Annotated in this window: 20 protein-coding genes and 5 pseudogenes; 11 read left to right on the top strand and 14 right to left on the bottom strand. The window is 68.5% G+C overall.

Going from position 1 to position 23533, the window contains the following annotated elements:
* Positions 1-39 precede the first annotated feature (39 nt).
* A pseudogene (locus tag CVUC_RS20080) lies at positions 40-192 on the top strand (hypothetical protein); the annotation flags it as partial.
* Between the two features lie 43 nt (positions 193-235).
* On the opposite strand, the pseudogene CVUC_RS00115 reads toward CVUC_RS20080, so the two are convergent.
* Positions 236-331, bottom strand: a pseudogene (locus tag CVUC_RS00115) (hypothetical protein); the annotation flags it as partial.
* On the opposite strand from CVUC_RS00115, the pseudogene CVUC_RS20075 reads away from it, so the two are divergent.
* Positions 293-445 (top strand): annotated as a pseudogene (locus CVUC_RS20075) (hypothetical protein); the annotation flags it as partial. The pseudogenes CVUC_RS00115 and CVUC_RS20075 sit on opposite strands and share 39 nt — an antisense overlap.
* A 43-nt stretch (positions 446-488) precedes the next feature.
* Here the strand turns inward: CVUC_RS20075 and CVUC_RS00110 are convergent.
* The 3 genes and pseudogenes from CVUC_RS00110 to CVUC_RS00100 form a co-directional block, all read right to left on the bottom strand.
* A pseudogene (locus tag CVUC_RS00110) lies at positions 489-584 on the bottom strand (hypothetical protein); the annotation flags it as partial.
* A gap of 292 nt (positions 585-876) precedes the next feature.
* Positions 877-960 (bottom strand): annotated as a pseudogene (locus CVUC_RS19765) (hypothetical protein); the annotation flags it as partial.
* Positions 961-975: 15 nt separating this feature from the next.
* Positions 976-1977, bottom strand: coding sequence for a DUF2971 domain-containing protein (locus tag CVUC_RS00100; protein ID WP_125469943.1), 1002 nt, complete (start codon positions 1975-1977; stop codon positions 976-978).
* 305 nt (positions 1978-2282) lie between these two features.
* Here CVUC_RS00100 and hisS point away from each other — a divergent pair, with 305 nt between their 5' ends.
* The 3 genes from hisS to hisG are packed head-to-tail and all read left to right on the top strand — an operon-like array spanning position 2283 to position 5864.
* Positions 2283-3770: a histidine--tRNA ligase gene (gene hisS, locus CVUC_RS00095; protein WP_096034502.1), complete on the top strand. Its 1488-nt coding sequence runs from the start codon at positions 2283-2285 to the stop codon at positions 3768-3770.
* Positions 3742-4902, top strand: a complete 1161-nt coding sequence (locus CVUC_RS00090; RefSeq protein ID WP_096034501.1) for an ATP phosphoribosyltransferase regulatory subunit — start codon at positions 3742-3744, stop codon at positions 4900-4902. Before hisS ends, CVUC_RS00090 begins: the two co-directional genes overlap by 29 nt.
* Positions 4902-5864, top strand: a complete 963-nt coding sequence (gene hisG / locus CVUC_RS00085) for an ATP phosphoribosyltransferase (RefSeq protein ID WP_010921340.1) — start codon at positions 4902-4904, stop codon at positions 5862-5864. Before CVUC_RS00090 ends, hisG begins: the two co-directional genes overlap by 1 nt.
* Positions 5865-6304: 440 nt before the next feature.
* Here the strand turns inward: hisG and CVUC_RS00080 are convergent, their stop codons facing one another.
* Positions 6305-7210, bottom strand: a complete 906-nt coding sequence (locus tag CVUC_RS00080) for a LysR substrate-binding domain-containing protein (RefSeq protein ID WP_096034500.1) — start codon at positions 7208-7210, stop codon at positions 6305-6307.
* Positions 7211-7325: 115 nt separating this feature from the next.
* Between CVUC_RS00080 and CVUC_RS00075 the strand changes: the two genes are divergently transcribed.
* Complete coding sequence (locus CVUC_RS00075; RefSeq protein WP_024265972.1) at positions 7326-8336, top strand: sodium-dependent bicarbonate transport family permease; 1011 nt, start codon at positions 7326-7328, stop codon at positions 8334-8336.
* Between the two features lie 98 nt (positions 8337-8434).
* Here the strand turns inward: CVUC_RS00075 and CVUC_RS00070 are convergent, their stop codons facing one another.
* Complete coding sequence (locus CVUC_RS00070; RefSeq protein WP_096034498.1) at positions 8435-9640, bottom strand: TonB family protein; 1206 nt, start codon at positions 9638-9640, stop codon at positions 8435-8437.
* On the bottom strand, positions 9637-9999 hold the full coding sequence (locus CVUC_RS00065; RefSeq protein ID WP_096034497.1) for a BlaI/MecI/CopY family transcriptional regulator: 363 nt from the start codon (positions 9997-9999) through the stop codon (positions 9637-9639). Before CVUC_RS00065 ends, CVUC_RS00070 begins: the two co-directional genes overlap by 4 nt.
* Positions 10000-10203: 204 nt before the next feature.
* Between CVUC_RS00065 and CVUC_RS00060 the strand changes: the two genes are divergently transcribed.
* On the top strand, positions 10204-10965 hold the full coding sequence (locus tag CVUC_RS00060; RefSeq protein WP_096034496.1) for a hypothetical protein: 762 nt from the start codon (positions 10204-10206) through the stop codon (positions 10963-10965).
* A 64-nt stretch (positions 10966-11029) separates the two neighbouring features.
* Here the strand turns inward: CVUC_RS00060 and CVUC_RS00055 are convergent, their stop codons facing one another.
* From CVUC_RS00055 to CVUC_RS00025, 7 genes are all read right to left on the bottom strand, one after another.
* A complete protein-coding gene (locus tag CVUC_RS00055; RefSeq protein ID WP_096034495.1) occupies positions 11030-13150 on the bottom strand; it encodes a M13 family metallopeptidase in 2121 nt (706 codons plus the stop codon).
* A gap of 203 nt (positions 13151-13353) precedes the next feature.
* Positions 13354-13926 carry an SCO family protein gene (locus tag CVUC_RS00050; RefSeq protein WP_096034494.1) on the bottom strand — a complete coding sequence of 191 codons (573 nt, stop codon included), beginning with the start codon at positions 13924-13926 and terminating at the stop codon, positions 13354-13356.
* Positions 13926-14381, bottom strand: a complete 456-nt coding sequence (locus CVUC_RS00045; protein WP_010921331.1) for a copper chaperone PCu(A)C — start codon at positions 14379-14381, stop codon at positions 13926-13928. Before CVUC_RS00045 ends, CVUC_RS00050 begins: the two co-directional genes overlap by 1 nt.
* A 2-nt stretch (positions 14382-14383) precedes the next feature.
* Complete coding sequence (locus CVUC_RS00040) at positions 14384-15796, bottom strand: PepSY-associated TM helix domain-containing protein (RefSeq protein WP_096034493.1); 1413 nt, start codon at positions 15794-15796, stop codon at positions 14384-14386.
* A 69-nt stretch (positions 15797-15865) separates the two neighbouring features.
* A complete protein-coding gene (locus CVUC_RS00035) occupies positions 15866-17926 on the bottom strand; it encodes a TonB-dependent receptor family protein (RefSeq protein ID WP_096034492.1) in 2061 nt (686 codons plus the stop codon).
* Positions 17927-18024: 98 nt separating this feature from the next.
* On the bottom strand, positions 18025-18453 hold the full coding sequence (locus tag CVUC_RS00030) for a DUF2946 family protein (RefSeq protein ID WP_101685763.1): 429 nt from the start codon (positions 18451-18453) through the stop codon (positions 18025-18027).
* A 59-nt stretch (positions 18454-18512) separates the two neighbouring features.
* Positions 18513-18965 (bottom strand): MaoC family dehydratase, encoded by a 453-nt coding sequence (locus CVUC_RS00025; RefSeq protein ID WP_096034491.1) that lies wholly within the window; start codon positions 18963-18965, stop codon positions 18513-18515.
* Positions 18966-19357: 392 nt separating this feature from the next.
* On the opposite strand from CVUC_RS00025, the gene CVUC_RS00020 reads away from it, so the two are divergent.
* The 4 genes from CVUC_RS00020 to CVUC_RS00005 form a co-directional block, all read left to right on the top strand.
* Complete coding sequence (locus tag CVUC_RS00020; protein WP_024265969.1) at positions 19358-19606, top strand: helix-turn-helix domain-containing protein; 249 nt, start codon at positions 19358-19360, stop codon at positions 19604-19606.
* Positions 19607-19625: 19 nt separating this feature from the next.
* Positions 19626-21425: a cation:proton antiporter gene (locus CVUC_RS00015; RefSeq protein WP_010921325.1), complete on the top strand. Its 1800-nt coding sequence runs from the start codon at positions 19626-19628 to the stop codon at positions 21423-21425.
* Between the two features lie 44 nt (positions 21426-21469).
* The gene (locus CVUC_RS00010) at positions 21470-22300 is read left to right on the top strand and encodes a class I SAM-dependent methyltransferase (protein WP_096034490.1); all 831 of its coding nucleotides are present in this window, start codon (positions 21470-21472) and stop codon (positions 22298-22300) included.
* A gap of 401 nt (positions 22301-22701) precedes the next feature.
* A partial coding sequence (locus tag CVUC_RS00005; RefSeq protein ID WP_170013886.1) for an outer membrane protein occupies positions 22702-23533 on the top strand: 832 nt, incomplete at its 3' end.

Here is a 23533-nt window from a genome sequence, read left to right as displayed (position 1 = left end):
TCTCCTCCCCCACCGGGGGAGGGGGACCGCCGAACGGCGGTGGAGGGGCCAGCCGACCGGGCCACGCCCCTGTCGGATCAGAACCGGTCGTCCACAGGATGTAACCCCGCCGCACGAAGCCCCCTCCACCCGCGTTCGCGGGTCCCCCTCCCCCGATGGGGGAGGAGAGGGGGGCGACACCCGCCCGTGCGACGGACAAATGGGTCCCGCGCATAAAGCGCGGGATGACGGTGTCTTGCTGTTTGCGCGTTTGTCTCCTCCCCCACCGGGGGAGGGGGACCGCCGAACGGCGGTGGAGGGGCCAGCCGACCGGGCCACGCCCCTGTCGGATCAGAACCGGTCGTCCACAGGATGTAACCCCGCCGCACGAAGCCCCCTCCACCCGCGTTCGCGGGTCCCCCTCCCCCGATGGGGGAGGAGAGGGGGGCGACACCCGCCCGTGCGACGGACAAATGGGTCCCGCGCATAAAGCGCGGGATGACGGTGTCTTGCTGTTTGCGCGTTTGTCTCCTCCCCCACCGGGGGAGGGGGACCGCCGAACGGCGGTGGAGGGGCCGGCCGACCGGGTCACGCCCCCGTCGGATCAGAACCGGCCGCCCCCAGGATGTAACCCCGCCGCACAAGGCCCCTCCACCCGCGTTCGCGGGTCCCCCTCCCCCGATGGGGGAGGAGAGGGGGCGACACCCGCCGACCGCCAAACCCAGTCCCTCTCTCAGGGAGAGAGGGAGGGGCCCACCGCGACGCGGTGGGAGGGTGAGTGGGTACGTTCTTTCCGGACAGGGCAGGGACGAAAAGGCTGAGGACCAAGGGCTGTCGTCGTAACCCCTCACCCTCCCACGCCTGCGGCGCGGGCCCCTCCCTCTCTCTCAGAGAGAGGGATTCCGGCTGGCCGCGCGGCGGCGGCGCGAAGCGCCGTCCTTGAGCAACCCGGCCCGCCCAGCGATCGTCTCGCCGTGGGATGTAAGGGGGGGCTCGCTAGCTAGACCGATTTGACCTGTAGGGTTTCATAGATCTCAGCACCGCCTTGCGGGGATCTTCATGGCCAAGAGAGAACAAGGTACTGGCCATCACGGCTGTCGCACGGTCTTGGTCCAATGACGGTCCCACCATGCAAGCTTGAACGGCACCCGTGAGTTGCTCATTCTCAAATATATCGGCGTTCAATGTGCGGCCTACTGATAGTGGCAATTTTGTAAATGGTAAGAAGAACTCATCTGTCTCGTGAAATTCTATGTCACTTCGATTTGTATCGAGCCTTAGTACTCTCACCTCATTTTCGTACGAGAAGCTTTCATCCTTGAAATAAGCACAAACATTTTGAATTTGAGCTCCGACATGCAGCTGGGCGTCTAGTTGGGAGTCTTCATCTAAATCTGAGATTATCGGAACTGCCCATATAAGAAGTCTTCTGACGTGTTCTCTGAGTTCGGAGAAATCGTAGCTTACTCGCCGAATGACATTTGAACTGGAAGATTTTATATCGCCAATCAATATTTGAGAGTTCAATATTATCGCGGCGCCTCGGCCGTCGTCTCCATATGCCTGCCATGAATTTAGATTGTCTAATTCTTCTGTAGAGTTCGCCCCCGAGAAGCATGCAACATAGTGTTCGAATCCGGAATATGACATTCTCCAGTTTATGGCATCAGCGAAATCCGGAGCGTACTTATTTACGCATTCTTGCGCCACGCTATAGGCGCGCTCGATTTCTTGCTTGTCATTTCCGCAGCGCGGGTTGGTTTGCCTGATGCTTCCTTGTTGAAGGATAGATTGAGCCGTCTTTAACCGGGTAAAGTGCGCCAGAACTGGCGGTGTGTCTGATGCATTCCAGAACTCGCTTTCCAGCTGTAGCCAAAAGCGATCGAGAAAACTTTGGAGCGGATTTATTGGGGGTGCATCAGTGGATACGGCGAGCGCGCTCATAGGCAACTGTTCGCCAGCGGCGCCAACCTTTTCTCCCTCCGACTTAATGGTCAACTTGCAGGAGTCCTCATCAGAAGTGACGCGTTCATTGAAAGGGGCAAGTTAACATTGATTCCGCTCATCACTGAATTGATCGTTGAGCTCTCCCCCTTCCCCTCACCGCCGCCATCCGCTACACCGCCCCCGCAATGACCCGCACGCCGCACCATCACGGCCACCACCACCATCCGACCTCGCCTCGCGGGATCGGCCGGGTCCGCGCGCTCTAAAGCCGAGCGTACCCAGCCAGAGCCCCGCCTAGCGGATGGGGCTTTGCGACAAGCGCCATCCGTCGAAGCCTTGAAGACTAAGGACCGACGATGACCACCGACTCCGAAACGCCCGCCCAAGACTTCCGCCCCGAAGCCCGCGCCCCGCGCGGCTTCGCCGACAAGCGCGCGCGAGACCTGCGGGCCGAGCGCGCGATCCTGGAGGCGGTGTCGGCGGTCTATGAGCGCTACGGCTTTGAGGCGCTGGACACCGGGGCGTTCGAATATGCCGACGCGCTGGGCAAGTTCCTGCCCGACAGCGACCGGCCCAATGAGGGCGTCTTTGCGCTGCAGGACGACGATGATCAGTGGATGGCGCTGCGCTATGACCTGACCGCGCCGCTGGCCCGCTTCGCCGCCCAGAACTGGGAGACCCTGCCCAAGCCCTTCCGCCGCTACGCCTTCGGGCCGGTGTGGCGCAACGAGAAGCCGGGGCCGGGGCGCTTCCGCCAGTTCATCCAGTGCGACGCCGACACGGTGGGCTCGGCCCGTCCGGAGGCCGACGCCGAGATCATCGCCATGGCCGTCGAGGGGCTGGAGGCCGCGGGCCTGCCGCGGGGCACGGCGGTGCTGAAGATCAATAACCGCAAGCTGCTCAACGGCCTCTTGACCGCCGCGGGCGCCGACAGCGCCGGCCAGAAGCTGGCCGTGCTGCGCGCGGTCGACAAGCTGGACCGCCTGGGCGTGGACGGCGTGCGGCTGCTCTTGGGCGAAGGGCGGCTGGACGAGAGCGGCGACTTCACCAAGGGCGCGGGGCTGAAGGGCAAGGCCGTCGATCAGGTGCTGGACTTCGTTCAGGCCGGCTCTTCTGGCGGCCGTGCGGCGACGCTGGACAATATCGCCCGCGTGGTGGCCGGCTCGGCCGAGGGCGACGAGGGCCTTCTGGAGCTGTCGCGGATCGACGCGGCCCTCTCGAGCCTCGGCATCGCCGACGACCAGGCCTTCATCGATCCGTCGATCGTGCGGGGGCTTGAATACTACACCGGCGCGGTGTTCGAGGCTGAGCTGTTGCTGTCCACCACCGACGAGAAGGGGAACAAGGTCTCGTTCGGCTCGATCGGCGGCGGCGGGCGCTATGATGATCTGGTGGCGCGGTTCACCGGCAATGTGACGCCGGCGACGGGCTTTTCGTTCGGGGTGTCGCGTCTGGCGGCGGCGCTGCGGGCGGCGGGCCGTGAGCCGGGCGGGCAGGCGCGCGGGCCGGTGGTGGTGATCACCTTCGACCAGGCGCACATGGGCGAGTACTTCTCCGTGGTCGGACAGCTGCGCGCGGCGGGCATTGCGGCCGAGGTGTATCTGGGGACCTCGGGCATGAAGCCGCAGATGAAATATGCCGACCGCCGGGGCGCGCCGGCCGTGGTCATGCTGGGCGGTGACGAGATCGCGGCCGGCACGGTGACGATCAAGGACCTGGACGCGGGCCGCATGGCCGCCGAGGGGCTGGCCGACAACGCCGCCTGGAAGGCCGAGCGTCCGGGCCAGCAGACCATCCCGCGCGGCCAGCTGGTCGATGCGGTGCGCAAGATCATCGGGGGTTGAGGTGAGGCTCGAGCGTTCCATTCCGGCGCCCGCGCTGGACGCCATCCGCGCCCCCTTGCTGGACGCCGGCGCGGTCTTGACCGACGCCCCGGTGCTGCAGCCGCTGGGCCTGCTTCTGGATCTCGCCGGCGAGGCCATGCGCTCGCGGCTTTTCGTGGTGTCGGGCGAGGCGGGCGAGGAGGCGTGTCTGCGCCCCGACTTCACCGTCGCCGTGGCCCGCCAGCACTTCGAGGGCGGGGGCGGGGCGGGCCGGCGCCGCTATGAGGGCAAGGCCTTCCGCGTCGCGCCGCGCGGCTCCGATCGCGCCGAAGAGTTCCTGCAGCTGGGCGTCGAGGCCTTCGAAACCGGTGACCGCGTCGCCGCCGACGCCGAGATGGCGGCCCTGGCCTGGGCCTCGGCCGTGGCGGGCGGGCGCGAGGACCTGTCGCTGGTGCTGGGTGATGTTTCGCTGTTCGCCGCCTTCGTCGAGAGCCTCGATTTGGCCCCGCCGCTGGCCGCGCGCCTGACGCGATCATTCGCCAAGCCGCGCCAGTTGAAGGCCGAGCTGGACGGCGACGTGGCCGCCCCCACCGGCGAGCAGTCGCGCATTGCGGCGCTACTCGCGGGTTTGCCCGAGGCGGAGGCCGCCTCGGTGCTGCAGGAGCTGTGGTCGCTGGCCGGCATCGAGCCCGTCGGCGGCCGTCGCCCCGCCGAGATCGCCCGCCGCCTGGTGGAAAAGGCCGACGCCGCCAAGGCCGGGCGCCTGGATCCGGCCCAGGCCGACAAGGTCCGGGCGTTCCTGGCGGTGTCGGATCGTCCCGAAGCGGCCCTGTCGGCGATCGCGGCCCTGGCCGGTCCCAAGGCCGAGGCGTTGAACGCCGTCCTCGACGGCTGGCGCGCGCGTCTGGCCGGCATGGCGCAGCGGGGCGTGGCCCTGGAGCGCGCGACCCTGGCCGCCGCCTTCGGGCGGGCTTTCGGCTACTACGACGGCTACCTGTTCGAGATCCGCTCGGCCTCGCTGGGCGATGAACGGCCGGTGGCCGCCGGCGGTCGCTATGACGGCTTGCCGGCCAAGCTGGGCGTCGCCACCGACACCGGCGCCGTCGGCTTCATGATCCGCCCCGCGCGGGCCTATGCGGGAGGCGGCGAATAATGAGCACGCCCATGATCTTCGCCATTCCCTCCAAGGGCCGCCTGAAGGACCAGGTCGAGGCCTGGCTGGCCGACTGCGGCTTCAAGCTGGAGATGACCGGCGGCGCGCGCGGCTATTCGGCCGAGCTGTCGGGCCTGCCCGGCGTGTCGGTGCGTCTGCTCTCAGCCGGCGACATCGCCGCCGGGCTCGACAGCGGCGACCTGCACCTGGGCGTCACCGGCGAGGATTTGCTGCGCGAGCGCGGCGACGACATGGACAGCCGGGTCATGCTGCTGCGCGCGCTCGGCTTTGGCCGTGCGGACCTTGTGGTGACCGCGCCCAAGAACTGGCTGGACGTCGACACCATGGCCGATGTCGACGAGGTTGGGCACGCGCATCTGGCCCGCACCGGCCGGCGCCTGCGCGTGGCGACCAAGTACGTCACCCAGACGAGGGCCTTCTTCGCCCGCCACGGGGTCGCCGACTACCGCATCGTCGAGAGCAGCGGCGCCACCGAGGGGGCTCCGGCCGCCGGCGCCGCCGAGCTGGTGGTGGACATCACCACCACCGGCGCGACCCTGGCCGCCAACGGGCTGAAGATCCTGTCCGACGGGGTGATCCTGAAGAGCCAGGCCCAGCTGACCGCCTCGCTGACCGCCGGCTGGAACGGCGAGCAGCTGGACGCGCTGCGTCGCCTGCTGTCGGTGGTCGAGGCCAAGGGGCGGGCGGGCAAGCTGGCGACGCTCGTCTGGCCGGCCGAGCAGGACCGCGCCGCCCAAGACGCCGTGGCCGCCTTCATCGCCCGCGGCGGCTCGCGCCGGGCCAACGGCGCCCTCCTGGCCACCGCCGACCTGTTCGACGCCGCCGCCGCCCTGGCGGAAGCCGGGGTCGAGCCGGTCACCGTCTCGCGTCCGGACTATGTGTTCGAGTCGCGCTCGGCGGTCCTGGATCGCTTCGCCGAGGCGCTGAAAAGTAAGATTTGACAGTTATGTCAAAAAATCAGCGTGAATCTCGACGTAAATTCGACCCGAGCGTCCAAACTACGCCGACGGCGTCAAAAATTCAGCGAACCCGTTGAGAAAAAGGCGGTGGCTGCGTTGACACCGTCACGAATTTGACGTTTCTACACACTGCAAGGACGAAACGAGCCCACCAGAGAGCTCCCGTTCTTCGGCGTTTCGGGGAGGAAACGCCCGCCTAGATCGAATGATCGAGAAAATAGCCAGCCCGTCGCGATTATCCCCCGCGGCGGGTTTGGTGTATCTGGGCCCTGTTTCACAAATTTGACGGAAGAGTCAAAAAGAGCCGCGCAGGCCTCGTCGCGGCTCTGGTCGGCCGCACTTGCGAGCAACGCGTCCGCAACGCCCAAACCTCTCGTCATCCCGGCCGGGATGACAACGAGGGGGCGGATTGTTGCGGAACCCTATATCGCCCGCGCCTTGGCCGGCGATGCGCCGCCGGCCTGCGAACGTTGCCGATCCAGGGCTGACAGGATGTGGTCGGCGAGCCGCTCGGCGGCGGGCGGCGGTGTTCCCCGCGCCTTCAGGAGTGCGATCTCGGCGTCTTCCAGGCGGGGCAGGTCGTCGGACAGGATCGTCAGATCGTCCGGCGCCATCTCGCGCGGCAGAACGCTGAGGCCGAGGCCCCCACGCAGGGCCGCCAGCTGTCCGGCCAGAGACGGGCTGGTGTAGGTCGCCCGCCAGCCGCGCCCCGCCGCCTCCAGCGCCGCCACCGCGCGCTTGCGATAGACGCAAGGGGCCGGAGCGGCCACCAGTGGCACGGGCCCATCGCGCCGGGCCAGCTCCGGGTCCAGCGCCACCCAGACCAGCGGCTCGCGCCAGACCCGCACGCCCAGGTCCGGACCCAGCGGCTCGCGCTTGACGAGGGCCAGGTCCAGGGCGCCCTCGCTTAGGCGGTCCAGCAGATTGAGCGTCAGGTCGCAGGTCACGGTCAGGGCGATGCGCGGGTGGCTGCGCGCGAACGAGCCCAGCACCGCCGGCAGATGCTGGGTGGCGAAGTCCTCCGGGGCGCCCAGCCGCACCTCGCCTTCGATGTCGTCGGCGCCCAGGCCGGCCAGGATCTCGTCGTTCAGGCGCAGCAGGCGTCGGGCCTGAGGCAGGAAGGCCGCGCCCTGTTCGGTCGGCGCGACATGGCGCGGATCGCGCGACAGCAGCGGTTGACCCAGCTGCTCCTCCAGACGTCGCACCTGCAGGCTGACGGCGGACTGCGAACGCCCCAGACGCTCGCCCGCCCGCGTGAAACTGCGCTGCTCGCACACCACCAGAAAGGCGCGGACAAGATCGAGGTCCAGATTGGTGCGGCGCGGCATGACGGCTCCATGATGAGCAATTCTCATCATGACTATATCAGAAATCAACAAGGGAAATCGCGCCAAGTCCCTTAGAGGGGCCCCCGCGCCTTACGGCGCAAAGGTTTTGAGGGGCATTTTCGTGGACGTTCTTAGCCAGACCCTGTCGGCGGCCGCCGGCAATCTGTTGCAGCCGGCGGTGCTGTTCTTCGCCCTGGGGCTGATCGCCGCCATGGCGCGCTCGGACCTCGCCTTGCCGCGCGATGCGGCCAAGACCCTGTCGCTGATCCTGATGCTGTGTATCGGCTTCAAGGGCGGGGTCGAGGCGCGCGCCCACGGGCTGGACGCGGGTTTCCTGAAGGCGGCGGGCCTGGGCTTGGCGCTGAGCTTCCTGCTGCCGCTGCCGGCCTACGCGCTTCTGCGCCGCACGGGTCTGGACACGCTGACCGCCGCCGCCACCGCCGCCCACTACGGATCGGTGTCGGTGGTGACCTTCGCCGCGGCCCAGAGCTATTTGTCGTCGATCGGCCAGGCTCCTGGCGGCTACATGTCGGCCGTGCTGGCCTTGATGGAGACGCCCGGCCTGCTGACCGCAATCGCCATCGCCGCCTTGACGACCCGCGGCGTCGCGACCGGCCAGGACGCCGACCGCGCCTCGGCGGGCAAGCTCGCCCATGAGGTGCTGCTGAACGCGGCCAGTGTGGTGCTGATCGGCGGCTTCCTGATCGGCCTGATCACCGGCGAGGCGGGGGGCGAGCGTCTGAAGACCTTCACCGGTCCCGTGTTCCAGGGCGTGCTCTGCGTCTTCCTGCTGGACCTGGGCGTGCGCGCCGGGCGGCAACTGGCTGCTGCGCGCGGCATGAACCTGGGCGTTCTGGCCTTGGGGATCGTGCTGCCGATCCTGGGCGGCGTGGTCGCCCTGACCTTGGGCTGGATGGCGGGTCTGCCGGCCGGCGACCTCGCCGCCCTGGCGGTTCTGGCGGCCTCGGCCTCCTATATCGCCGCGCCGGCGGCCATGAGCATGGCCCTGCCCAAGGCCGACGCCGGTGTCTATCTGACCCTGTCCCTGGGCGTAACCTTCCCGTTCAACCTGACGATCGGCATCCCGCTGCTGGCCATTGCAGCGGCGCGACTGGCGGGAGGCTAGGATCGTCCCGGCGCCGCGCATCCCCACGCGGCGCCGAAACGGGTTCGAGGACCGCCGGGGCTGGCCGGCGGTCCTCTCGTTGCAGAGCCTCAGACGATCTAGGTCTGCGGAACCGAGAAGCGGATGGGAATGGTCACTTGTCCGCCGTTGACGGGCTTACCGTCGATGGTCTGCGGACTCATCTGGAACAACGGGGCCACCTGTAGCGCCGCCGCGCCGAAGCCATGGGCGTCCGCGCTTTCGCGCAGAACCTTGCAAGCGGTCAGTTGGCCGGCGGCGGTGACGCGGCAATCAATCACCGCGAACCCTTCCGCCTTCGCGGCGACGGCCGTCGCCGGGTAGAAGCGCGCCATGTCCTGAGCGGTCGGCTTGGCGATCCAGTTGGGTTTGGTGATCACGGGCGCGGGTCGCGCCTCGGCGGCCCAGACGGCGCCGGCGCCGGCCAGACCGACCAGCGCGGCGAGGGCAAGGCCCGTGGCGCGTCTCGCAGGGCTTCTCGTGGGGATGTTCAACATGATCAGTCTCTCCTTCAGGGGATGAGCGCCGCCGGCCGGCCAATGGCAGCCGAACGGAACGACGCGGGGAGCCAAGAGGGTGTCGAGCAGGGTCTCGGCATAGAGCCGCCGAGCCTCGGGGTGACGGGCGAGAACGGCCTCGTCGCAGGCCATTTCCTGATCCAGGCGCAGGCGATGCGCGCCCAGATGAACCAGCGGATTGAACCAGCACAGGCACTGGAGGGCGACGACCAGGGCGTTGATCTGGGCGTCGCCGCGCGCCAGGTGGACGCGCTCGTGCGCCAGGACCAGGTCTCGCGCCTCGCCCTGAAAGCGGGCGTCGAAGTCGGCGGGCGCCACGATGCGCGGCCAGGGGCTGGCCAGCACCATCGGACCTGCGCCCACATGCTGGCCGATCAGCAGACGGGGGTCGGCCGGATGCGGCCTCAGCGATCCCAGCGACCGGGTGAAGCGGACCTGGCGAACCAGGAAGGCGGTGGCCGCCACCAAGGCGCCCAGAGCCCAGAGCGCCAGGACGAGCTGAGCCACGGTTGACGTTGCGAGGACGGGCGGGACCGCCGCGCGCGCGGCCTTTCCGGCGGTGATCAGGATGGGCGCCAGCGGCGTGGCCTCGATCGGCGTGGGCGCCAAGGCCGCCAGGGCGCAGAGCGGCGGCGTCAGCCACAGCAGATAGGCCGGCAGGGCGCCAAAGCGTCGGCGGACAGGGCCGCGCAGGGCCATCACCGCCAGAACACCGCCGGCCAGGGCGAGGTTGGCGCCGGCCAGACCAGACAGGACCGCCGCGCTCATTTGCCGATCCTTTCGACCAGGGCCTTCAGCGCCGCGACATCCTCGTCGCTCAGCGTGTCGCCGTCCGAGAAGTGCATGACAAGCGGGGCCAGGCGGCCGTCGAACAGCCGGTCCAGCAGGCCCTGGCTCTCGCCCTGCACATAGTCGCGGCGGCTCAGCAGGGGGGAATAGAGATAGCGGCGGCCGTCGGCCTTGGCCGCGACGGCCTTCTTCTTGACCAGGCGACTGATCAGCACCTTCACCGTGCCCTCGGTCCAGTCCTGGGGCGCGCACACCTCGGACATGATGGCTTCGGAGGTCAGTGGGCTGTTCCGCCACAGCGCCTCCATCACCACGCTTTCGGCCGCGCTGATCTTCATGGTCCGCTCCCGATGACAAGTGTCAACGTGTCTTTGTTGACACTTGTCATCGATCTCGTCAACCGCCGTTCCGCGAGGCGCCCGCCGCCCCCCAAACGACCCGCCGCCCCTGGACGTCTGTCGCAAAGTGATGGTCAATGGCGCTGGGGTAACGCGGTTATGTGAGGGGCGGCCTGGGGCCGCACCCTCCTCAGAGGGGCGATCATGGATACGACACTGAGCCCGGCGCCGGCGCGCGACCGGGCGTTTTTCCGCACCACGATCACGGCCATGGCCGTGGTCATTATCGCGGGGTTTGTGCTGCAACTGGCCATGGGCCGTTCAAGCTTCGGCGCGCCGCTGGTCGTGCACCTGCATGCGGTGGTGTTCATGGGCTGGGTGGCGATCCTCGTCGCCCAGGCCTGGCTGGCCGCCGGCGGCGGGGTGAAGCTGCATCGGACCCTGGGCGCGGTGGCCATGATCTGGCTGCTGGCCATGCTGGTCCTGGGGCCGCTGGTCACCGTTGAGGCCGCCCGCACCGGGCGTGTGCCGTTCTTCTTCCAGCCGCAGCATTTCGTACTGGCGAACATCATCACCCTGCTGGGCGCGGTCGGCCTGGTCGTCGCGGCGGTGGCGCTGCGCAAGAACCGCGACTGGCATCCGCGCCTGCAGATCGGGGCGTTCACCCTGCTGATGGGGCCAGGCTTTGGCCGCATCCTGCCGATGCCGTTCCTCAAGCCCTATGCGTTCGAGATCGCCACCGGCCTGGCGGTGATCGTGCCCCTGATCGGGATGGTGCGAGACTGGCGGGTGCGGGGGCGGCCGCATCCGGCCTGGCTGTGGGCGATCGCCGTGCTGGCGGGGACCTTGATCCTCGCCCGCGTGCTGGCGTTCACGCCCGCCGGCGCGGCGATCTTCGCCGCTGTCACCGCCGGCAGTCCGGCGGCCCACACCGATGGGCTGATCTACCCGAAGCCGCCGTTCTGAACGCCGGACGCAAAAAGGGCCGGTGATCGCTCACCGGCCCCTGATGGCGTTCAGGCTCTGGCGACTACCAGATCTTCACACGGTTTTCCGGCGCGATGTACAGCTTGTCGCCCGCCTTGATGTCATAGGCCGAGTACCAGCCCTCCATGTTCCGGATGGTGCCGTTGACACGGTAGTAGCCCGGCGAGTGGGGGCCGGCGATGATCTGCTGCTTGAGGGCCTCGTCGCGCTGCTTGCCACGCCACACCTGGGCCCAGCCCAGATAGACGCGCTGGTCGCCGGTGAAGCCGTCCAGCACCGGGGCGGGCTTGCCCTTCAGCGAGGCGCGGTAGGCGTCCAGCGCGAAGGCCAGGCCGCCCATGTCGCCGATGTTCTCGCCCATGGTCAGGGCGCCGTTCAGCTTCATGCCCGGCAGGGGTTCGAAGGCGCCGTACTGGGCGCCGAGACGGTCGGCCTGGGCCTTGAACTTGGCCGCGTCCTCGGCCGTCCACCAGTCGCGCAGCACGCCGTCGCCGTCGGACTTGCGGCCCTGGTCGTCGAAGCCGTGGCCGATCTCGTGACCGATCACGCCGCCGATGCCGCCATAGTTGATGGCCGGGTCGGCGTCGGGGTGGAAGAACGGCGCCTGCAGGATGGCGGCCGGGAACACGATCTCGTTGTTGACCGAGTTATAGTAGGCGTTGACCGTCTGCGGGGTCATGCCCCATTCGGTCTTGTCCACCGGCTTGAACAGACGCTCGACGTCCTTGGCGAAGGCCCAAGCGCCGGCGCGCTGGACGTTGCCATAGGCGTCGTTGTCCTTGATCTCGAGCTTGGAATAGTCTTCCCAGACGTCGGGATAGCCGATCTTGACGGTGAACTTGGCCAGCTTGTCCTGGGCCTTGACCTTGGTCTCGGCGCTCATCCAGTCGAGATTGTCGATGCGGACCTTCATGGCGCCGCGGACATTGGCCACCAACTCCAGCATCTTGGCCTTGGACTCGGGCGGGAAGTAGGCCGCCACATAGTCCTTGCCGACCGCCTCGCCCAGCAGGCCGTTGACGGCGCCGACGCCCCGCTTCCAGCGCGGACGCTGTTCAGGCTGGCCCGCCAGCGTCTTGTTGCGGAACTCGAAGCCGGCGTCGACGAAGCGCTTGGACAGCAGCGGCGCGGCGTTGTCGGTCACCTTGAACGCCTGCCAGGCCTTCAGGGTGTCGATCGGCGTCTCGGCGTAGATCTTGGCGTACTTGGGGAAGGTCGTGTTGGTGGTCACCACGAACCGGTCGACCTTGGGCAGGCCCGAGGCGGCGATATAGCGGTTCCAGTCATAGCCCGGCGACATCGCCTGCAGCTCGGCCAGGGTGGCCGGGTTGTAGGTCTTGTCGCGGTCGCGGCGCTCGGCGCGGGTCCAGGTGACTTCGGCCAGCTTGGTCTCGAAATCGACGACGGCCTTGGCGTGCTCGGCGGGCTTGTCCCAGCCGGCCATGGTCAGCAGCTTCTCGACATAGGCCAGATAGGCGGCCTTCTTGTCGGCGAACTTGGCGTCCAGATAGTAGTCCCGGTCGGGCAGCGACAGGCCGCCGGCGCCGGCATAGACCGCATAGGCCTTGGGGTTCTTGGCGTCGGTCGAGATGCCCAGGCCCAGCAGGCTGGTGAACGGGGTGGTCGAGCTCTTGCCCATCAGGGTGGTGAACTCGTCCTTGGTCTTCACCTTGCGGATCTCGGCCAGGTAGGGCGCGATCGGCTTGGCGTCGAGCTTCTCGATACCGGCCTCGTCCATGAACGCGCGATAGGCCGCGCCGACCTTGGCGGTGTCGCCGGTGGCGGCCTTGTTGGCGGCGGCGGCTTCGATGATCGCCTTGGTGCGGGCTTCCGACAGCTCGGCCAGCTTGTCGAAATTGCCGTAGCGGGTGCGGTCCGACGGGATCTGCGTGCGCGCGTCCCAGGCGCCGTTGGCGAACTTGTAGAAGTCCTCGCCCGGCTTCACCGTGGTGTCCATGCCCGACAGGTCAAAGCCCCAGGTCCCGAAACGCGGGGACTCCAGCGAGGCGACATCGGCCGCGGCGCCGCCGGCGGTGATGGAGGGGAGCAGCGATTGCATGACGCAAGCGTCATCGATGCAGGCGTGTTTCTCGTGGGCTTGCGCCCCGAACGCCGAGAGGGACAGGGCCGCGATCGCCGCAGCGCCGAACCAGACTTTTTTCATGGAATTCGCATCCGTTGGTGTGAGCCGCCGGCAATCTGCAACGGCGCGAAAACTTTACCCCCTTAAAAAAAGTTCATGTGACCCATTTTTTACAGGGCGGGTCGGGCCTCGGCGCGAGGCTCGACGCAAAAAGGCCGCCGACGTTGGGGAACGCGCGGCGGCCTTGCAGGAGATCCGAGCCGGGAAAGGATTTGCCTTGCGGCTCAGTTCACCAGCTCGCGCAGCTGGGTGAGGGCCCGATCCTGCGGCGCCTGGTAGGCGATCGGCGAGACGAACCGCCCCTTGGCGTCGAACAGATAGATCGCCGAGGAATGGTCGATCGTGTAGCCGCCGCCGTCCAGCGGGACCTTCTGGTGGTAGACGCGGTAGGCGCGGGCGGTCTTGGCGATAGCGTCGGGCGTCCCCGTGAACCCTTGGATGCGCGGATCGAAGTTGGACAGATATTCCTTCAGCTGCGCGGGCGTGTCGCGTTCGGGGTCGACGGTGATCAAGACCACGTTCAGCTTGTCGGCGTCCTTGCCCAGGGCCTTCAGCCAAGCGGTCATCTCGGTCAGGGTGGTCGGGCAGACCTCCGGACAGTAGGTGAAGCCGAAGAACACCGCCGTGGGCTTGCCCAGCAGGGACTTCTCCGTCACCGGCTTGCCGTTCATGTCGGTCAGCTGGAACGGTCCGCCGATCTTGATCACCGCGCCGGCCGCGTCTTGCGCGGCCTTCTCACCACAACCGGCCAGCGGCGTGGCGGCCAGCAGGGCCAGGGTCAGAGCGATGGCCCGCATCAGTGATGCATCCCCGACATCGCCGGCTTGGGCGGCATCTTGACCACGGCGGTCACCTTGACCGGCTTGGCCTTCTGGAACTTGAGGGTCAGGGGCACCTGGGCGCCTTCGGTCAGGGCGATCTTGGGGCCGATCACCATGATGTGGTCGGCGCCGGGCTTCAGCGCCACGGCCTTGCCGGCCGGCAGGGCCAGGCCGTCGGCCAGCTTGCGCATCCGCATCACCCCGCCGTCCATCGACATGGTGTGGATCTCGCCGCGGGCGGCGGCGGTGGTCTCGACTGCGACCAGGCGGTCGTCGACGCCGGCGGTCAGGGTGACATAGCAGCCGCCGGCCATGGCCCCGGTCGGGGCCGGACGGCACCAGGCGTCGGCGGCGGTCACCTTGGGCGCGGGCGCGGCGGCGGTCAGGGCCAGGGCGGCGGCGCAGACGCCGAGCAGGGTGAGGGTCTTCATCTTCAGGCTCCGGTCTGGGCGCGCGGCGTGATCAGCCGGCGCAGGATAAGGTCAAGCACAAGCGCCGCAACCAGCGACGCCCCCACCAGGGGGTACAGAACAGCCAGCGGCAGGACGATCGCCAGCAGGCCGGCATAGGCGCCGCGATGGGTCGGGCGCGCGGGCGCGGCGAGCCGGCCCTCAGGACGCCCTTGGGGGCGACGCTTCCACCACATGACGATGGCCGAGACGCCCATCAGCCACACGGCGATACAGCCGGCCAGCATGACCAGCGTGTTGACGAGGCCGAACTGCCGGCCCTCATGGACGGCGATGCCCCATTCGATGGCCTGGGCCGCCGGCCCGAAGTCGCGATAGCCGATATCGGCCAGCACCCGGCCGTCGCCGCCGTCGAGATAGACCGCGCGGGTCTGCTCGACACGGTCGGACATGAAGGCGGCGGTCCAGGTCCCGCCCGGGGTCTTAGGCAGGGACAGGGTGAAGCCGCCCGTCAGGCCGGCGGCGCGGGCCTTGGCGACGATGGCGTTCGCGTCGAGGGGAGCGGGCGCGTCCATCATCATCATGTGGTGGGCGTGGTCGTCCATGTCAGCCCTCGCGCCTTGCGCGCCCGAGGGCGGCGGCGTCTTGGTCTGCAGGGCCCAGGGCACGCCTGAGGCCTCTGCGACCCGGGCGGGCTTGCCGTGATGCTGCTCGGCGACCGGCGGCTTGGGGCGGCCCCAGCCGGCCTGCGTGGTCATCTGGCGGACTTCCTTGCCCCAGAAGGCCGACCACGGCATGCCGGTGACGGCCAGGAAGGCGATCACCCCCCCGGCGAATATGCCGGTGACCGCGTGCAGGTCGCGCCAGAACAGCCGCTTGGCGGGCGCGCTGCGAACGGTGACGACGCCGCCCTTCTGGCCGCGCGGCCACCACAGGAAGATCCCCGTGGCGACCAGCACGATGGTCCAGCCGGCGACGACTTCGACCAGCAGGTTCATCACCGGTCCGGCGATCTCCAGGCTGTGCAGGTGCTTGATCACGCCCATGACGCCGCCGGGCTGCGTCGTTCCCAGCACCGCGCCGGTGTACGGATTCACATAGGCGGTCTGCTTTTCGCCCTTGGCCTCGACCGTGACCAGAACCGAACGGTCGGCCCGCTCGGGGATCACGACCTGCTTGGCCGCGCCGCCGGTGGCGGCCTCGGCCGCCTGGATCCAGGCGGTGGGTGCGGTCCGGGCCGGCCCCTCGGCGACCACGATCAGCGGACGATGGACCATGGCGGTCAGTTCGTCCTTGAACAGATAGAGTCCCCCGGTCAGGGCCATCAGCATCAGGATCGGCAGGACCAGAAGCCCCGCATAGAAGTGCCAGCGCCAGAAGGCGCGATAGACCGCGCCGGCCGGGGCGGGGGTCTCGGAATTGTCGATCGCGGTCATCGCGATGCTCCGGGTTTGGGGCGGCGGCTCTTGCGACCCGCCGCCCCGTCAGGACCAGACTTTTAGGGGTTAGAAGCTGACGGTCACGCCGCCGAACACCGAGCGGCCGTCGCCCGGCCACAGCACGGCGCTGGCCGCCGTCCAGGTGGTCGCAGCCCCGGTGTTGGAGACATAGGCCTTGTCGGTCAGGTTCCGCGCGTCGAGGAACACCGACACCGTCTGATTGACCTTCCAGCCCGCGTTCAGGTTGAGGATCGCGTAGCCCGGAGCCTTCTGGGTGTTCCTGTAGTCGATCCACTGATCGGCGGCCGACCACTCGACCGACGGGGCCAGGAACCAGCCGCGCGGATCGTCGTAGCGGACTTCCGAGCGGTAGAAGGTCTTGGGCACGATCGGCAGGCGATTGTCGCCGTACTGGACGTCGTCCTTGAAGCGGAAGTCCGAATAGGTCCAGGTCTGACGGATCCGCCACTGGGGCGCCACCGCCCAGTCCAGCGCCGCCTCGATCCCCTGGTGCAGGGTCTTGTCGGCGTTGAAGGTCGAGGCCGGGATCGACGGATTGACCGTGTACTGCAGCATCTCGCCCTTCAGCTCGGCGCGGTACAGGGTCACGTCGTAGGTGAACGGACCGCGATGGCCGCGCGCGCCGACCTCGCCCGTCCAGGCCTTCTGCGACCGCACCGGCGCAAAGCCGATATTGGTCGGCGACATCGAGCCGAAGTTCGGCGGTTCGACCGAGCGGGTCAGGTTGGCGAACACCTGGTCGCCGCCTTCGCCTTGCCAGAGCAGGCCGATGCGCGGGGAGACCCAGTCATAGGTCTTGTCGGCCTTCAGGTTGAAGGTCGAGGCGACGCCGGGGATGGCGAAGCTTTGATAGTCGCGCTTGGCCTGGCCCCAGGTGGCGCCGGCCACGATCGCGACCTGATCGGTCACGAACACGCGGCCTTCGCCGAACACGTCGATCGCCTCGGCGTTCTGCAGCGTGCGCGAGGTCGGCGCGCCGCGGCCGCCGCGGTTGTTGACATAGAAGTTGGAGTCCAGATCACCCGAGCGGTACCAGGCGCCGAAGAAGGCGTCGGCGCGCTTGCCGCCGATCTCGCCGTCCCAGTCGAAGCGACCAAAGGCGCCGTAGTTGCGGCTCTGCTGGTCGATGACCTGGAAGATCGGGTGATCCAGATCCTTCCACACCGCATAGACCGCGCCTTCGAACACGAGGCTGTCGTCCAGACGCCAGGTGGTGCGCAGCGAGCCGCGCACGCCGCGCTGGTTGCGGCCGTTGTCATTGGCCAGGTTGCCGGCGGACGATTGGCGCGGATTGGCGTTGAACTGCGCCAGGGTCAGCGAACCGGGGATTTCCTGGTTGATGTTCGAGCCGTTGACGATGAACCGCACCTCGCGGTCCTCGCCGAACGACCGGCCGATGTTCAGCGAGCCGAACTGGATGTTCTGCTGGCTTTGCGAGCGCCAGCCCTGGCTGGTCTGGTTGGTGGCGGCGACGAAGACGTCCCAGTCGCCGCTCTGGCGCGCCAGGGCCACGTGCTGACGGGCCAGGCCGTACGAGCCGCCGTCCAGGCGGATGCGGTTCTGGAAGCCGGCGTCCTTGCCGGTGGGCGTGACCATGTTGATCGCCCCGCCCAACAGGGCGCCGCCGAAGCGCAGGGCGTTGCCGCCGCGATAGACCTCGGCGTAGCGGGTGTTCAGCGGATCGGCGATCTGGGTGTCGCCGAAGCCGTCGGCTTCGTTCAGCGGCACGCCGTCCTGGGCGATCAGGAGGCCCCGATTGTGATTGGCGTTGCCGATGCCCGAACCCCGGATCGACACGCGGATGTCGCCGCCCCACTTGCGCTGGGCGTAGACGCCCGGCGCGTCGCGCAGCATGTCGTCCAGGGCCAGGGTCTGGCGGTTGATGTAGGATTCCTGAGAGATCACCGACACCGCGCCGGGGGTTTCCGACAGGCGCTTGCGGGCGTCGGCGACGACCGGCGGGTCTTCCGGATTGGGACGGGCGGTGACGATGACCGACGAGACTTGCGTCGCGTCGGCGGTGGTGTCGGCCGCAAAGGCGGCCGAGGCAAAGGCGGCAGGCGCAAAGGCCAGGGCGGCCGTGGTGGCCAGCAGAAGAGACTTCATGGAAATACAGCGTCCTTCGGCCGCCAGGCGGCGGCCGTGAATGATCCAGGGCGCGCCGGGGAGGGCGCGCGTTCACGCTCGATCGCGAGGATCGAGGCTCAGATCAGGACGAGGGGCGGGCCGGTGGGCGGCGGAGGCGGCGCGGCCAGGCCCCGGCCCGGCGCAAGCGTGCGGGCGGGGGGAATGGCCGGTGCGGCATAGGCGACAAGGTCGATAGCGATGGTCGCGACCACGGTGGGCGGCGGGGCCGCCGCGCCCTGGGCCGCGAAGGGACAGGGGACGTCGTGGCCGGCCTTGTCGCTCTGGTCGCCCTTGTCGCCGTGACGGGCGTCGAGCGTGTCGCCGGGCTGGACGACCTTGGCCCCGTCACCGGTGCAGAGCACCAGGGCGAAGGGCAGGCCGTTGCGGCTCTCGGCGCTGGGCATGAAGCCCGCCGGGATCATGACCTTCAGCACAACCGCCAGCAACGCGAGCGCCAGGAAGGCGTCGCGGGCCAGAAGTCTCGCGGTGGAGGTCGGGCGGGTCACGAGCGGGGCTTTAGCCTAAGGTCGGGCCGTTGTCTCGGGTCTGTGCGCCCTTAAGATCGTCAAGCCTTGGCGGGGCGACGACGGCGCGGCACCCGCACCGTGGCCTCGCCGTCCATCACCACCTCGTCGCCGACCAGGGCGGCGCAGCGCAGGACGACCCGCGCGCTCTCGGCGTCGATCGACGCGACCGTGGCGCGGGCGGTGACGACGTCGCCGATCCGCACCGGCTTATGGAAGGTGAGGGTCTGGCCCAGATAGATCGCCCCCGCGCCCGGCAGGATGGTGCCGACCACGGCCGAGCCGAATGAGGCTGACAAGAGGCCATGGGCGATGCGGCCGCGATAGGCCGTCTTGGCGGCGAAGGCCTCGTCCACATGGACGGGGTTGAAGTCGTCCGACGCCTCGGCGAAGCGCTGGATGCGCTCTTCGGTGACGGTGACGTGTTTCTCGGCGGTCATCCCGACGGAGAGCTCCTCCAGGATGTAACCGCCCGTGGGATGCGGTCCGATCATGTCCGGCGGTTAGCGGTCTCGCGGCGGCGTGGCTAGAGAAATGTGGGGGGCGTTGCTCCGCGCCCCCTCCGTCACGCCGCCTATCGGCGTCGCGCCACCTCCCCCGCTTCGCGGGTGAGGAGGAAGCAGTCACCCTCCTGCCCCGCTTGCGGGGGATGTGGCGCGCGGCGCAGCCGCGTGACGGAGGGGGTGTTTGCAATCGCGAGTGTTGCGCGTTGGCTGTACGGGCCTGCTCGATGATCCGCGCGGCCTCGAGCGCCGAGGGCGAAGGCCAGGCCCCGGCCCGCGATGATGGCGGCGATCAACGAGGGCTCGCGCAAAGGCTTTTCTTGACGATCATCTATTTGGGTTGTGATCAACCAATATGGACGACAAGGTCCCGGTGTGCTACGATGCCTCACGCAAAAATTCTCCTGCCGGCGCAGTGTCGGGCCGCGCGCGGACTGATCAACTGGTCGCAAGGCGAGCTCGCTGATCGTGCGGGCGTGTCGCGCAGTACGGTCAAGGACTTCGAGACCGAGCGGCACGCGTTGCACCACAGCACCGAACGGTTGCTGATCGAGGCGATCGAGGCGGGGGGCGTGTCGCTGATCGCGAGCGATGAGGCCGGTCCGGGCGTTCGTTTGAAGAGGCCGATCTAGACGTCAGAGAGGAGGGCGCGTGGCGCAAGAGGTTTCCCCGGAAAGCTACAAGGACCTGGTCCTGTTCCTGGCGACCGCGGGCATCGTCGCGCCGATCTTCAAGCGCCTGAAGATCAATCCGATCCTGGGCTATCTGCTGGCCGGCGTGATCCTGGGGCCGTTCGGCCTGGGCCGGTTCATCCCCTACGCGCCGTGGCTCGACTACTTCACCGTCGACAATCCCGACGAAATCGCCCAGCTGGCCGAGTTCGGCGTCGTCTTCCTGCTGTTTATGATCGGCCTGGAGCTCTCCTGGGAGCGCCTGCGGCTGATGCGCCGGTGGGTGTTTGGCCTGGGCGCAGTGCAGGTGATCGGCTGTTCGCTGGCGCTGGGCGCGGGCGGGATGCTGCTGGGCCTCGAGCCCGTGGTGGCCCTGACCATCGGCGCGGCCCTGACCCTGTCGTCGACCGCCATCGCCGTGCCGGTGCTGGCTGAGCGCCGCCGTCTGCATTCCGAGGCCGGTCGGGCGACCTTTTCGGTCCTGCTGTTCCAGGATCTGGCCGTCGCCCCGATCCTGATCACCCTGGCCATCCTGGGACGCGGCAACGGCAGCTTCCAGCTGCAGGACCTTCTGGCCCTGGCGCCGGCGGCGCTGGGTCTGGCGGTGATCGTGCTGGTCGGGCGCCTGGCGCTGCGGCCGATGCTGAAGTCCGTCGCCAAGGCCAAGAGCGAAGAGATGTTCATGGCCGCCTGCCTGCTGGTGATCATCGGCGCGGGCATGGTCGCGGCCCTGTCGGGACTGTCGATGGCGCTGGGGGCCTTTGTGGCCGGGGTGCTGCTGGCCGAGACCGAGTATCGCCACGAGGTCGAGGTCAAGATCGAGCCGTTCAAGGGCCTGTTGCTGTCGCTGTTCTTCGTCTCGCTGGGCATTCGTCTCGACCTGTCGTTGCTGGCCGCGCAGCCGGCCGCGATCCTGGGCACGGCGCTGGGCCTCTTGGTGCTGAAGACCGCCGTGGTGTTCGGCAGCGGGCTGCTGATGGGCCTGAACCGGCGCGCGGCGATCGAGGCGGCGCTGATCCTGGCGGCCGGCGGCGAGTTCGCCTTCGTTCTGCTGGACAACGCCATGAGCGCCCAGGTCGTGCCGCCCGCCATCGGCCAGGCGGTGCTGGTCTCGGCGACCCTGACCATGTTCCTGATCCCGGGCCTGGCGGCGCTGGGCGGCTATCTGGGCCGCAAGAACGCGCCGCTGCCGGTCAGCGAGGCCCCGCCCTCGACCGCCAACGAGCCCGACCGCTTGGGGCCCGAACCGGCCGGCCAGGTGCTGGTGATCGGCTACGGCCGCGTGGGCAGGCTGGTGGGCGACATGCTGGGTCGTCACGACCTGCCGTGGATCGCCGTCGAGCGCGAGGCGCGGCTCGTGGAGCAGGGGCGTCGCGACGGCGCTCGCATCTACTATGGCGACGCCTCGCGCCTTGAGCTCCTGGAGCGCTGCGGCCTGGCCACGGCGCGGGCGGTGGTGGTGACCATGGACGCCTTCGAGGTGGCCGAGGCGGTGGTGGTCGCCGCGCGCGGGGCGCGTCCGGACGTGCCGATCGTGGTCCGCGCCCGCGACGCCCGCCACGCCGCGCGCCTCTACGAGCTGGGCGCCACCGACGCCGTGCCCGAGACCATCGAGGCCAGCCTGCAGCTGTCCGAAGCGGTGCTGGTCGACATCGGCGTGCCCATGGGCCTGGTCATCGCCTCGATCCACGAGCGCCGCGACGAGTACCGCAAGAAGCTGAACCGGCCGGACGCCCTGGGCGGCCGTCGCCGTCGTCTGCGAGACGCCACCTTGCGGTGACGCCGGGGCTGCGTACCTATCCCGGTGAGAACGGGAGACAGCTTATGAGCGGCGTGGCCACCGATATGTCCGCGTACTGGGACCGGGCCGGGCGGGTCTGGGTCGAACAGCAGGCTTTGCTGGACCGTCTCTTCCAGCCGATCGCCCAGGCGGTGGTGGATCGCGCCGACCTTCGCGCCGGCGAGGCGGTGCTGGACGTCGGCTGCGGCTCGGGCGCGACCACCTTCGAGGCCGCCTGGCGTGTGGGGCCGCAGGGCCGCGCGGTCGGGGCCGACATCTCCGGCGCCCTGCTGGAGCTGGCCCGCCGGCGCGCGGGCGAGCAGGGGCTGGAGGGCGTCGACTTCGTCCAGGCCGACGCACAGACCCATGACTTCGACGCGGGGTTCGACGCGATCGTCTCGCGCTTTGGCGTGATGTTCTTCCCCGACCCTGTCGCCGCCTTCGCCAATCTGCGTCGCGCCTTGAAGCCGGACGGGCGTCTGGCCTTCGCCTGTTGGCGCGGCCCGGAGGACAACCCGATGGCGCAGGTCCCGCTGGATGCGGCCGCGCCATTTCTGCCCGAGACGCCCAGGTTCGAGCGGAACGCGCCTGGCCGCTTTGGCTTCGCCGATCCCGAGCGCGTCCGATCCATCCTCGCCGAAGCCGGCTGGCGTGACATCGCGATTGCGCCCCTCGACGACCCAACCCCCGTCAGTTTCGATGAGCTGATGACCATGAGCCTGCGCGTGGGACCGCTGAATCCCATCCTGTCCAACGCGGAAGACGCGCTTCGGACGCAGGTGCGCGACGCGGTGGCCGCCGCCCTGGCGCCCCATGTCCAGGACGGTATGGCGACGATGAACTCGGCTTGCTGGCTGGTCACCGCCCGGGGCTAGACGTTCGCGGTGGCCGCGAGCCGATCCGCTTCCTGGGGAGGCGGCCTCCGCTCTGCTGTCGTCGTCTAGCCGGGGCGCTCGGTCCTCAGATCAGCGGGAAAAGGCGAGGATTTGGTCCGATGTTTCGCAAAGACTTGAGCATTTCTAGGAGCCAAGCCCTTGCGCACGAACGTTCCACGTGCGAACCCAGCGGAGCTGGCGATCATGTTCTGTGGATGTCGGCAGGCACGCTCGGAAGCTGATTCTGAGGGGCGGTCTTGTTTAGCTTTCCTGCAGCAATGCGCGGGGCGCGAAACCTGACGAGTGTGTCTTTGCCGACACTTTCCCGTGGCGTTCGCCTTGGTATAACGATGCTCGGTCGGTCTCCCCGGCCTGGCAGGGCAATAGAGGGCTCTTCAACGATGAAACTCAACCTCCTGGCGGGAGCTGCTCTGGCCGCGGTGTTCGCCGCGTCGGGCGTTTCGGCCCAAGAGACCGGCTGGTACGGCGCGGTCGACCTCGGCCAACACTGGCCGCAAAGCATCTCCACCCAATCCAGCCAGACGCTGCCGGACGGCGAATATGCGCACTGGGCTTGGAAGACCGACAAGGATTGGACCGGTTTCGTCCGTCTCGGCTACCAGTTCAACAAGAACTGGCGCGCTGAAGTCGAGGGCGGCTATCGCCCCGGCGACATCAAGGCTGTGCGCGGCAACGCCGTGCGTCAGCAGCCGGTCGCGCTCTGCACCCCGGGCGTCACCCGTACGTCTTCCGCTCAGACCTGCGGCTCGCCCGACGGTTCGATCGACTCGTGGAGCCTGATGGCGAACGTCATCTATGACTTCGCTCCGGATTCCTGGCTGAACCCGTTCGTCGGCGTCGGCGTCGGCGTGAACCGCCTGGACGTCAACCTGCTGGGTCAGTTCAGCGGCGTGGGCGCCGTCTCGGCGACCAACCCGGCCGTCCAGAACCTGTCGGCTGACGACTCGGACGTCGCGTTCGCCTATCAGGCGCTCGCCGGCGCTTCGGTGAAGGCCACCGACAAGCTGAAGATCGACTTCACCTACCGCTATCTGACGGGTGCGGACCACAAGTGGGCGACCACGGGTTCGAGCTTCCTGCAGCCGGGCGCCTTCAAGGGCCAGTACACGGACCAGTCGCTGACCGTGGGTCTGCGTTACTCGTTCGCGTCGCCGCCCCCGCCGCCGCCGACGCCCCCGCCGCCGCCGCCCCCGCCTCCTCCCCCGCCTCCCC

The sequence above is a fragment of the Caulobacter vibrioides genome, assembly GCF_002858865.1.
GTDB lineage: Bacteria > Pseudomonadota > Alphaproteobacteria > Caulobacterales > Caulobacteraceae > Caulobacter > Caulobacter vibrioides.
This window is presented reverse-complemented; position numbering and strand designations above follow the sequence as displayed.